The sequence below is a fragment of the Arthrobacter sp. Y3223164 genome, assembly GCF_059091005.1.
The window spans coordinates 1-11,122 of record NZ_JBNHGF010000061.1 but is presented as its reverse complement, the minus strand read 5'-3'; the positions used below and the strand labels follow the sequence as shown (position 1 = coordinate 11,122).

8 protein-coding genes are annotated in these 11,122 nt (G+C 66.2%); 4 read left to right on the top strand and 4 right to left on the bottom strand.

The features are described from left to right. Together AC5RUJ_RS05515 and AC5RUJ_RS05510 are read right to left on the bottom strand one after the other, a co-directional pair. A partial coding sequence (locus AC5RUJ_RS05515) for a PadR family transcriptional regulator (RefSeq protein WP_494155653.1) occupies window positions 1-621 on the bottom strand: 621 nt, incomplete at its 3' end. 130 nt (window positions 622-751) lie between these two features. Continuing rightward, window positions 752-2,059, bottom strand: a complete 1,308-nt coding sequence (locus AC5RUJ_RS05510) for an MFS transporter (protein WP_494100941.1) — start codon at window positions 2,057-2,059, stop codon at window positions 752-754. A 161-nt stretch (window positions 2,060-2,220) separates the two neighbouring features. On the opposite strand from AC5RUJ_RS05510, the gene AC5RUJ_RS05505 reads away from it, so the two are divergent. Together AC5RUJ_RS05505 and AC5RUJ_RS05500 are read left to right on the top strand one after the other, a co-directional pair. Next, the gene (locus tag AC5RUJ_RS05505) at window positions 2,221-3,087 is read left to right on the top strand and encodes a methylenetetrahydrofolate reductase (RefSeq protein ID WP_494013701.1); all 867 of its coding nucleotides are present in this window, start codon (window positions 2,221-2,223) and stop codon (window positions 3,085-3,087) included. 351 nt (window positions 3,088-3,438) lie between these two features. After that, a complete protein-coding gene (locus AC5RUJ_RS05500) occupies window positions 3,439-3,741 on the top strand; it encodes a hypothetical protein (protein WP_494024192.1) in 303 nt (100 codons plus the stop codon). Between the two features lie 96 nt (window positions 3,742-3,837). Here the strand turns inward: AC5RUJ_RS05500 and ligM are convergent, their stop codons facing one another. Both ligM and putP read right to left on the bottom strand, forming a co-directional pair. After that, window positions 3,838-5,244: a vanillate/3-O-methylgallate O-demethylase gene (gene ligM / locus AC5RUJ_RS05495; protein ID WP_494127588.1), complete on the bottom strand. Its 1,407-nt coding sequence runs from the start codon at window positions 5,242-5,244 to the stop codon at window positions 3,838-3,840. Window positions 5,245-5,527: 283 nt separating this feature from the next. Then, window positions 5,528-7,039 carry a sodium/proline symporter PutP gene (putP, locus tag AC5RUJ_RS05490; RefSeq protein ID WP_494127587.1) on the bottom strand — a complete coding sequence of 504 codons (1,512 nt, stop codon included), beginning with the start codon at window positions 7,037-7,039 and terminating at the stop codon, window positions 5,528-5,530. 233 nt (window positions 7,040-7,272) lie between these two features. Between putP and AC5RUJ_RS05485 the strand changes: the two genes are divergently transcribed. Both AC5RUJ_RS05485 and AC5RUJ_RS05480 read left to right on the top strand, forming a co-directional pair. After that, window positions 7,273-9,006, top strand: a complete 1,734-nt coding sequence (locus AC5RUJ_RS05485) for an ABC transporter ATP-binding protein (protein ID WP_494000895.1) — start codon at window positions 7,273-7,275, stop codon at window positions 9,004-9,006. Further along, window positions 9,003-11,042: an ABC transporter ATP-binding protein gene (locus tag AC5RUJ_RS05480; protein WP_494025177.1), complete on the top strand. Its 2,040-nt coding sequence runs from the start codon at window positions 9,003-9,005 to the stop codon at window positions 11,040-11,042. The genes AC5RUJ_RS05485 and AC5RUJ_RS05480 overlap by 4 nt, the downstream gene beginning before the upstream one ends. The last annotated feature ends 80 nt before the right edge of the window (window positions 11,043-11,122 follow it).

Genomic DNA, 11,122 nt, shown 5'->3' with positions numbered 1-11,122 from the left:
GCCGGCAGGCTGCGGCGCCTGCGGCTGCTGGACGCCCGGCTGGTCGGAAAGCCGGTCGATGAGCGCGAGGCCGCGGCGGGCCCAGGTAATCTCCTGTTCCGCACGGGCCACGAGCCCTTCATAGGTAAAGCGCTTGAAGGCCTTTACCCGCGTCCGTTCGCTCGCCGGGGTGCCGGCCAACCGGCGATTGAGCATCTCGCTGCTGTCGTCGTCGATCTCGCGGATCCGCTGCTCCCACTGCTGCCGGAGCGCGGTGTGGTGCTCAATGTGCGCGCGCATCTGTTCGCGCGCAGCGTCCGGTTCGGCCCACTCCAGGTAGGCCGCCTTCAGGTGGGCTGGATCCCGCACCCGGGTGTAGTCGAGCGTGGTGTTCATCCACTCCCGGAAGGCCTGTAGCCCGGCGGCGGTGATGTGGTAACGGCGCTTCCTCCCGCGCTGGCCCCAGATGACCTCCTCCCCGTCGAGCAGCCCTTCCTGCTCCATCCGCCGCAGTTCCGGATAGATCTGGGAGTCGGGCGCGTGCCACACATTCCCGACGGACGACTCGAATTCCTTATAGAGGTCGTAGCCGGTCATGGGTTCGACGCTGAGCAGCGCCAGCAAGGCGTAGCGGAGACTCACTGATTCAACTTCCTTTTCAGTGTTGTGTTGCCAATCACTATATCCATCGGTAGTCGGATGGCCACGCGAAAATCGAGGTTGATCGTGGATCGTGGTCCCGAAGCCGTTGTTTACGGGATGCCGGGCCGCGCTAAGTGCGCGCCGGCCCAACCGGTTCCAAAGTCCGGTCCAGCGGGTGCTCAAGCTCGTCCTTCAGCATTCCGCCGAAAATAAGCGCCAGCACAGCCAGGAGCGGCAGGGCGAGGCCGATCAGCAGGAAAATCAGCCAGACAGGCACGACTTCGCCCAACGGCCCGGCGAGCGCCATGGAGACCGGCATCAACGCCAGCGAGACGAAGAAGTCCAGGCTGGAGATCCGGCCGAGCAGGTGCGGCGGCACCCGGCGCTGCAGCAGCGTGCCCCAGATGACCTGGCCCGCGCTGCCGGTCGCGCCGACCACGAACAGTGCCGCGGCCATCCACCAAAAGCTGCCGGTGAAGCCGATGACGGCGATCGGCAGGGCGCCGGCGCCCCAGAACAGCAGCATCATGGTCAGGTAGCGCCGGGGCAGCCGCAGCGAGGCAGTCACCATCGCCCCGGTGGCGCCGCCGATGCCGAAGATGCCAAGCAGGAAGCCAAACGTGCGCGAGTCCCCGCCCAGTTGGTCTGCAACCGCAAACGGCAGCAGTACCTCAATGGGGCCAATGAAGATGAGCACGCTCACGACGGCCCACAGCAGCGTCCAGAGCAGCCAGGGAGTCTTCAGCGTGTAGGCCACGCCCTCGCGCAGATCCGCCAGCACGGAGCCGCGCTTGCCCGGGGGCTCGTCTGCAGCGGCGACCGACGCCGTCGTCCCTGCATCCGGAGCCAGTTCCTGTCCGAGGAAGTTCAGGATGATCAACGCGGACAGATGGCACAGCGTGATCCACCCGATGGCCGCCCCGGGGGAGAAGGAGGCGACGATCATGCCCGCTGCCGCCGGTCCGGCGGCCTGCTGCAGCAACGGCCGCATGGTGCCCTCCATGCCGTTGGCCGCCAGCAGGTCCTCGGCCGGCAGGATCCTCGGCAGGATGGCCGAGTAGGCGGGAAAAAAGAACGCGGCACCGACTCCCAGCAGGAAGGCGGCTGCGGCCAGGTGCCACAGTTGCAGCAGCCCGGTCATGGCCAGCAGGGCCACCGCGCCGATGGCCACCAGGTTGGCCGCCTCCACGCTGATAATCAGGCGGCGGCGCGGAAGACGGTCCGCCGCGATGCCGCCGAGCAGCACGAACGCCAACAAACCGACGCTGGCGCAGGTGGCGACGAGCGACAGCTGAATGGGTCCGCCGCCCAGGGCGATGACCTGATACACCATGGCTACGGCCCACATGCCGGCGCCGAAGACCGAGATGGCCAGGGCCGAAATGAGGATGCGGTAGTTGCGATGGGCGAAGGGCCGCAGCGCGCGGGGCGTGGACATGGTTGTTCCTGGGATTAGAAGGAAAGGCTCACATAGTATCCACCCAGTGATTGAGAAATGCAAACCACTTATCACCCCCTATGTTGGTAGTGGCTTTCCGGCTAGACTCGCTGCAGGTCGGTCAAGGGTGACCGGCACCACACGAGGAAGGAATTCCGACTATGGCCGACCCCAAGCACGCGCCGTCCCAGGCGGCCCGGACATTGCTCGACGACTTCTCGCTCGAGATGACCGGCAAGGATGTTCCCGCGCTGGAAGATGCCGCCGGCACGATTCCGGCGGGAACGCGGATCAACGTCACCTTCCTGGGAAACGAGGACCTGCCGACGCGGGTTGCGGCGGCGGCCGCCGTCAAACGGCACGGCTTCTTGCCGGTACCCCATGTCTCTGCCCGGCGGTTGGCGTCGCGGGCCGAGTTGGAAGACTTCTTGCAGGCGTTGTCCGCCGATGCGGCACCGGAGGACGTCTTCGTTGTCGGCGGCGACCCGGCCGAGCCGATGGGGCCTTATCCGGACTCGCTCGAGGTCATCCGCAGCGGGCTCCTGCCCCGGTACGGAATCCGCCGCGTGGGCATCAGCGGCTACCCGGAGGGGCATCCGGACATTTCCGGCGAGGTGTTGTGGAAGGCGCTGGAAGACAAGCATGCCGAACTGCAGCGGCAAGACCTTGAAGCGGTCATCATCACGCAGTTCGGCTTCGACACGGATCCCGTCTTCGACTGGCTGGCCGAGGCCCGCCGCCGCGGGATCCACGCGCCGGTGCGCATCGGCATCCCCGGGCCGGCCGGGGTCAAGAGGCTGCTGAACTATGCCAAGCGGTTCGGAGTGGCCTCGTCCGCCGGGATCGTGCACAAGTACGGCTTCTCCCTGACCAACCTGCTGGGGACGGCCGGGCCGGACAAGTTCCTGGAGGAATTCGCCGGCCGTTATGACCCATCGGTGCACGGCACGGTGAAGCTTCACTTCTACACGTTCGGCGGAATGAAGGCCACGGCGGACTGGGTCAAAGACTTCCGCGCCGGACGGTAGCGCTGCGCGAACGGAAGCTCATCGGGGACGGTGACTCCGCGCCGCGGCGATGCCCAGCCGGCTTCCGGGGGCTGCGCTGTCCACGTTCAGACGGAAGTGTCCATCTTTTGGTGCGCCATGGCGCCCTGACAGGGGACGATGCTTGAACAGGTTCTAATACTTGGGCAGCGCGGCTCCTGAGCGGCGCTCGCTCGCGGGAGTCAGGGCCGGATCGGGCCGCCGGCGTGGCCCCGCCCAGGTTGGCTGATGGAGCCCCTGGGGGCGTGGTGGGCGGTTCCCGGCCCTGTTGCGCACCGCCGCTCTGTGGTTAGGTGAAGACAGGGCGCACCAGCGCTTGAGGGAAGGAGATTCATGAGCGAGGAAATCAACAACCCGGACCGCTACGACCGTACGGAGCGCGAAGAGAACCAGGGCGGCGAAACCTCCCGGGACGAGGAATTGCTCCCGCCCGGTGAGTTGCCTGCGGATGCCAAGAAGGGTCTGGCCAACGTTTACGGCGATGCCGACCGGACGGCTATTGACGATCCAGTCAGCGCGCCCGGCCCCGAAGACGCCGCGGCGATCGAGCACATGGAGCAGCACTTCCGCGTCGGCGAGACCGAGTCGGGCGAGCGGTACATCGAAGAAACCGGCAGCCAGGAAAACAGCAGCTGACGACGGTCCCGCCTGAGCGGCGCCAGGAAAACGGCAAAACGGCGGGGAAGGTGCCCTTGGCACCTTCCCCGCCGTCGCGGCCTAACGCAGCCTGGCTCAGGCCTTCTGTCCGGAGCGCCAGCCGCCGGGGTAGTCCTGGCGGACTGCCTGTGAATACGGCACCGGGCTGACGATGGCCCGCACGTTCAGCTGCCGGTGCGGCTCCACGGTGGTCTTGCGGGTCCCGCCGTCGGGCTCGCCCCAGAGCACCGTGACCTCGGTGCCCTCCGGCACGTCGGCGTCCACCGTGGCCAGGGACAGCGCCCGGTTCTCGTTGGCGGAGTAGCCGGTGAACATGGACAGGCCGATCGTCTCGCCGGCGGCATCGAGCACCGCGTCGTAATTGGACGAACCATAGTTGGCCAGCGGCAGGTCAAAGTACTTGTACGGCGTGCCCTCGGTGTCGAAGAGCGAGGCGAAGATCTTCGCCATGTCCTCGGCATTCCATTCGAGCGTGACCTTCTTGCGCTGGTCGGCCGGGTCGATCTTCTCCAACGCCTCGCGGCCGATGAAGTCGTGGTCGAACTTCACCATGTGGCCGTACCCAAGCTCCCACGGGTTGAGGTAGTAGTCCTCGATCTTGTCCGAAACGAAGCTGCCGGCGACCGCGTTGACCGCCTCGTAACTGTCGGCGCCGAGCCATTCGCGGTAGGGGCGCAGCTCCTCGCCGGTGTAGATGGCGGGCAGCGGGGAGGGGATCCAGCCCGATTCCAGGGTGTTCGACGGGTAGGCGCGCGAACCGACGGCCAAGAGGCCGAACTCCTGGCCGGCCTCCAGGATGGTGTCGCGGACCTGGTCGTACGTCTCGTACGGTCCCCAAATCTCCAGCCCCGGTGCGCCGGCCATGCCGTGGCGCAGGGTCTGGACCTGCCGGCCTGCGACCTGCATCTGGTCCATGTTGAAGAACTTCAGCTGTTCAACCTGGCCGCCGTTGACCTTTTCGATGATCTTCCAGGCGTTCGGGCCCTGGATCTGGAAGCGCCAGTACTTGCGCTTCACCGGCTGTCCCATGGGCCGCGACGGGGAGCGCCGGTCCACCTCGATGTCCACGTCGTAGCCGCCGGTCTCACCGTGATAGATCAGCCAGTTGGCGGCGGGGGAGCGGCCCACGTAGACGTACTGGTCCTCCGTTTCGTGGAACAGGATGCCGTCGCCGATGACGTGCCCGGCCGGCGTGGTGGGTACGTACTGCTTGGCCTTGTTCACGGGGAAGTTGGCTACCGAGTTGATGGCGGTGTCCGAAATCAGCTTCAGGGCGTCCTTGCCCCTGATGAACAGGTTGTCCATGTGGTGCGACTGGTCGAACAGGACCGCGGACTCGCGCCAGGCGCGCTGCTCGCTGCGCCAGTTCGTGAATTCCGGGGCGACAACGGGGTAAATGTAGGCGCCGATCTGCGAGTTGCGCAGCATCTCGACGGTGTTGCCGGACTGGTCCAAAACTTCCTGAAGATTCTTGGCGCTCATGGGTTCTTGTCCTCCTCGATGGCGGGCCGGAGTGTGACGCATTGCACATTTCCAAGATACTTCGACTCTATACCTATGGAGATAGTTATGTCGACGGTTTAACGCGGGATTTTTGCGGAGCTTCGACGGCTGCCGGCCGGCCGCTGGTTCTCGCCGGCGCTGTAAATCACGAGGGCGGGCGGCGGAGCGCTTAGCCTGCCGGGCAGCGCATGGTGTGCAACGCGAAAGGGTGCCCTTCCCGACGTCGGAAAGGGCACCCTTTGCGGTCCGTTGACCGGGTGGGTCAGCGCTCTCCGGCAGCCACGAACGGCTTCCCCGCGGTTGCGCGGCTGACCGCTTCGGCGAACTCCGTCTCGATGTCCGGCTGCGGCTTGTGCGTGAAGAGGCTGACGACGACGGCGACGGCGACGTTGAGGATGAAGCCCGGAACGATCTCGTACATGGTGGCCGAGAGCGCCGAGGTGCCCCAGATGAACACCGTGACCGCGCCGGCCAGCATGCCGGAGAGCGCGCCGGCGACGGTGAGCTTGCGCCAGAACAGCGACAGGATGATGGTCGGCCCGAACGATGCACCGAACCCGGCCCAGGCGAAGGCTACGAGCCCCAAGATGGTGTCGTTGCGGCTCCAGGCCAGGAGGCCCGCCACGAGGGCGACGACCAGCACGCCCAGGCGGCCGAGCATCACCTGGGTCTTCGCCGGGGCGTCCTTGCGGGCGAAGATCTTGTACAGGTCCTCCACCAGGGCAGACGAGCACACGATCAACTGGGAGGAGATGGTGCTCATGATCGCCGCCAGCACCGCGGCCAGCACGAAGCCGGCGATGAACGGGTGGAACAGGATCTGCGCGAGGTCCAGGAACACCGATTCGGCGGACTTGGCGTCCGTGAGGGTGGCGCCCGGGTTCTGCTGGAAGTAGGCCACGCCCACCAGCGCGGTGGCAACGGCGCCGAATACCGTCATGAGCATCCAGCCGATGCCGATCCGGCGGGCCGCCGTGGCCTCGCCGGGCGTGCGCAAGGCCATGAAGCGGACGATGATGTGCGGCTGCCCGAAGTAGCCCAGTCCCCAGGCCGCAGCCGAAATGCCGGCGACTGCACCACCGGTGAACAGGCTGAGGTGGCTCGGATCCACCTCACGGATGGAGTCGATGGTGGCAGCCAGGCCGCCGGTGGCGAACACACCGACGATCGGAACCAGCAGCAGGGCCGCGAACATCAACAGCCCCTGGGCGACGTCGGTATAGCTGGCGCCGAGGAAGCCGCCGAACAACGTGTACAGGACGGTGACGCCGCCGACCACGAGCATGCCGACCCCATAGGTGGAGCCGAAGGAGGATTCGAAGAAGACGCCTCCGGCCACCATGCCGGAGGAGACGTAGAAGGTGAAAAATACCAGGATGATCACGCCGGAGACTATCCGCAGCAGCCGCGAGCGGTCCTTGAGCCGGTTCTCCAAAAAGCTGGGGACGGTGATGGAGTTATTGGATACCTCCGTGTAGGAGCGCAGCCGCGGGGCCACGAACTTCCAATTGAGCCAGGCGCCAATCGTCAGGCCGATGGCAATCCAGGCTTCGAACAACCCGCCGACGTAGAGCGCCCCGGGCAGGCCCATCAGCAGCCAGCCCGACATGTCCGAGGCGCCGGCGCTCAGTGCCGCGACGCCGGGCTTGAGGCCGCGGCCGGCAAGCATGTAGTCGTCCAAATCGCTCGTGCGCCGGTAGGCCCACCATCCGATGGCCAGCATGCCTGCCATGTAAATCAGCATGGCGATGATTTGGAACATCTGGTCGTTCACGAGGTTTCCTCCGCCGTGTCTCGGTTTGGTGCGCCTCAGTCTTCCAGCGGGCTACAGGCGTGGCCAATCGCCGCCGCTTTGTGTCGCACGGGACGAAGAACCGCGGGGTAACCGGCGGTCCGCTGAAGGCCGGGGCAGAAGTTCATCTGCCGTGGGTTACAGCGGCTCTGGCCAAGGTGTAGCCTCTATCTGGCCTCAATCCACCCTTTCGCCGAAAGTTGCGTCACGTCCCGATGCTGCTCCGCCTCATCCGCCATTACGGCCGCCCCTACCTTCCCTACGTGTTCGCCGTGGTGGTGCTGCAGCTGATTGCGACCATCGCCGCGCTGTACCTCCCCAGCCTGAACGCCCAGATCATCGACGAGGGCGTGGCCCGGGGCGACACCGACTACATCTGGGGCACCGGCGGCCTCATGCTGGTGGTCAGCTTTATCCAGGTGGCGGCCGCGATCGCCGGGGTTTATTTCGGCTCGAAGGCAGCGATGGCCCTGGGCCGCGACCTCCGCCGCGGCATTTTCCACAAGGTCACCGGGTTCTCCGCCCGGGAGGTAGGACGATTCGGCGCGCCGAGCCTCATCACCCGCGGCACCAACGACGTCCAGCAGGTGCAGATGCTCGTGCTGATGGGACTGAACTTCATGGTGATGGCACCCATCATGTGCGTCGGCGGCATCATCATGGCACTGCGCGAGGACCTGCAACTGTCGTGGTTGGTGTGGGCATCGGTGCCGCTGCTGTTCGTCGTCGTCGGTTTGCTGGTCTGGAAGCTGATGCCGCTCTTCCGGATGATGCAAACGAAGATCGACAACATCAACGGGGTGCTCCGTGAGCAGATTACCGGCATCCGCGTGGTCCGGGCGTTTGTCCGCGAGCCCTACGAGGCCAAGCGCTTCGAGAAGGCCAACCGCGAACTGACCGATGTCTCGGTCTCGGTCGGCAACCTGTTCGTTTTGATGTTCCCCTCGATCGGCATGATCCTTCACCTGGCCACGGCGGCGGTGCTGTGGTTTGGCGGACTTCGCGTGGACGCGGGCGAGATGCAGGTCGGTGCCCTGACGGCGTTCCTGCAGTACCTGCTGCAGATCCTCATGGCGGTGATGATGGGCACCTTCATGGCGATGATGATTCCCCGGGCCTCGGTCTGTGCCGAACGCATCGGCGAGGTGCTCGACGTCGAGCCCTCCGTGCATGAACCCGCCGAGCCGCAGCAGGCCCGGGAACCGGCCGGCGTCGTCGAGTTCCGCGACGTCACGTACTCCTATCCCGGCGCAGAGGAACCCGTGCTGCGCAACGTCAGTTTCACGGCCCGGCCGGGGCAGACGACGGCGATCATCGGCAGCACCGGCGCGGGCAAGACCACCCTGATCAGCATGCTCCCGCGGCTGTTCGACGCCGACAGCGGTGAGGTGCTCATCGACGGTGTTCCGGTCACCCGGATGGAGCGCACCGACATCACGGACCGCGTGGCGCTGGTGCCGCAGCGGCCCTACCTGTTCTCCGGCACGGTGGCACACAACCTGCGGTTCGGCGATCCGGACGCCACGGATGAAGAACTCTGGGAGGCGCTGCGCGTGGCCCAGGGCGAGGACTTCGTCCGTGCCAAGGACAAGGGGCTTCAGTCGGCGCTCTCGCAGGGCGGCACCAACGTGTCGGGCGGCCAGCGCCAGCGGCTGTGCATCGCCCGCGCCCTGGTGGCCAAGCCCAAGGTCTTCCTGTTCGACGACTCGTTCTCCGCGCTGGACGTGGCAACCGACGCCAGGCTGCGGGCCGCCCTCAAGGGGACCACCGGCGACGCGACAGTCATCATCGTCGCCCAGCGCGTCGCCACCATCATCGACGCGGACCAGATCCTGGTGATGGAGCACGGACAGATCGTGGCCCGCGGCACCCACGGGCAGCTGCTGGAGAGCTCGGAGACCTACCAGGAAATTGTTCAATCCCAGACTGCGGTGGAGGAAGCGGCATGACGCCGGACAAGGAAGCCCCGGCCGAGGTGGCCACCGGGCCGGACCCCGTGACGGCGCCAACGCCGGGAGCCGCCGCTGAAGCCGAGGCCGAGGTGCTGGAAGAACAGTTCCAGCCGGGCGAGGCCGACCAGGACTTCATGACCGGGACGCCGGTCCGCAAGGCCCAGCACTTCTGGCCGTCCGCCAAGCGCCTGTTCGGGCTGCTGAAGCCGGAGAAGGCCGGGATCATCCTGGTGCTGGCCATGGTGCTGGTGGCAGTCGTGCTTAATGTGATTGCGCCCAAGGTGCTGGGCAACGCGATGGACGTCATCTTCAGCGGCGCCATTGGCGCGAACCTGCCCGCCGGCGCCAGCCAGGAAGAAGTCATCGCCGGGCTCCGCGCCCAGGGCCAGGACCAGTTTGCCGACATGCTCAGCGGCATGGAACTGGTTCCCGGGGTCGGCATCGACTTCCAACTGCTGGGCAACCTGATCCTGCTGGTGCTGGGGATGTACGTGGTCGCGTCGCTGTTCATGTGGCTGCAGGGTTGGCTGCTGAACCAAATCGTCATGCGGGTGGTCTTCGGGCTGCGCCGCGACGTGGAAGCCAAGCTGAACCGACTGCCGCTGAACTACTTCGACACCCGCCAGCGCGGCGACATGCTCTCCCGGGTGACCAACGACGTCGACAACATCCAGCAGGCGCTGCAGCAGGCGTTCGCGCAGCTGATCATGTCCGCGCTGAGCCTGCTCGGCATCACCATCATGATGTTCATCGTCTCCTGGCAGCTGGCCCTGATCGCCCTGATCGCCCTGCCGCTTTCCGCCGTGGGCGCCGGCCTCATCGGCACCCGCAGCCAAAAGCTGTTCACCGCGCAATGGAAGAACACCGGAGCGCTCAACGGGCACATCGAGGAATCGTTCAGCGGCCATGATCTGGTCCGCGCCTTCGGCCGCGAGCAGCAGTCGGTGGAACAGTTCGACGAAAAGAACGAGGAACTCTACAAGGCCTCGTTCGGCGCGCAGTTCGTCTCCGGCATGATCATGCCGGTCATGCAGTTCATCTCCTACCTGAGCTACGTCGGAATCGCCGTGGTGGGCGGCCTGCGCGTGGCATCCGGCTCCATGACCCTGGGCGATGCCACCGCGTTCATCCAGTACTCGCGTGAATTCAACCAGCCGCTGGGCCAGATGGCGGGCATGGCCAACATGCTGCAGTCCGGCGTCGCCTCGGCCGAGCGCGTCTTCGAGCTGCTCGACGCCGACGAGCAGGCCCCGGACACCGCCACCGAATCGCTGCCCGCCCAAACCGAAGGGCAGGTCCGGTTCCACAACGTCAGCTTCAGTTACAGCCCCGACAAGCCGCTGATCGAGGACCTCTCCTTCGCCGCGCGGCCGGGCGAGACGGTGGCGATCGTGGGGCCGACGGGCGCGGGCAAGACCACCCTGGTGAACCTGGTGATGCGCTTTTACGAACTGGATGCCGGCCGCATCACCCTCGACGGGGTGGACATCACCGCCCTCAGCCGGGCCGAGCTGCGGTCCAAGGTGGGCATGGTGCTGCAGGACGCCTGGTTGTTCGGCGGCTCCATCTACGAGAACATCCGCTACGGCAACCTGGACGCCACCGAGGAAGAAGTGATGGCGGCCGCTAAGGCCACCTACGTGGACCGCTTCGTGCGGGCGCTTCCGGACGGCTATGACACGGTGATCGACGAAGAGGGCAACAACGTCTCCGCCGGTGAGAAGCAGCTGATCACCATCGCGCGCGCGTTCCTGGCGAACCCGTCGCTGCTGATCCTGGATGAGGCGACCAGCTCGGTGGACACCCGCACGGAACTGCTCGTCCAGCACGCCATGGCAGCGCTGCGCACGGACCGCACCAGCTTTGTCATTGCGCACCGGCTCTCCACCATCCGGGACGCCGACGTGATCCTGGTGATGGAGGACGGCAAGATCGTGGAGCAGGGCAACCACACGGAGCTGCTGGCGGCCGAAGGCCCGTACTACCGGCTCTACATGTCGCAGTTCGCGGCGGCCGCGGATCCGGTGTCCTGATCCCCTGAACGGGAGGACGACGACGGCGGCGCCCGCTTCGGCGGGTTCCGCACCGCGCGCGGGCCCGCCCGCAGGCGCCG

Excerpts from the sequence above, each read along its gene's own strand:
- AC5RUJ_RS05510 (WP_494100941.1), bottom strand. The coding sequence starts at position 2,059 with ATGTCCACGCCCCGCGCGCTGCGGCCCTTCGCCCATCGCAACTACCGC.
- AC5RUJ_RS05505 (WP_494013701.1), top strand. The coding sequence starts at position 2,221 with ATGGCCGACCCCAAGCACGCGCCGTCCCAGGCGGCCCGGACATTGCTC.
- AC5RUJ_RS05500 (WP_494024192.1), top strand. The coding sequence starts at position 3,439 with ATGAGCGAGGAAATCAACAACCCGGACCGCTACGACCGTACGGAGCGC.
- ligM (WP_494127588.1), bottom strand. The coding sequence starts at position 5,244 with ATGAGCGCCAAGAATCTTCAGGAAGTTTTGGACCAGTCCGGCAACACC.
- AC5RUJ_RS05485 (WP_494000895.1), top strand. The coding sequence starts at position 7,273 with ATGCTGCTCCGCCTCATCCGCCATTACGGCCGCCCCTACCTTCCCTAC.
- AC5RUJ_RS05480 (WP_494025177.1), top strand. The coding sequence starts at position 9,003 with ATGACGCCGGACAAGGAAGCCCCGGCCGAGGTGGCCACCGGGCCGGAC.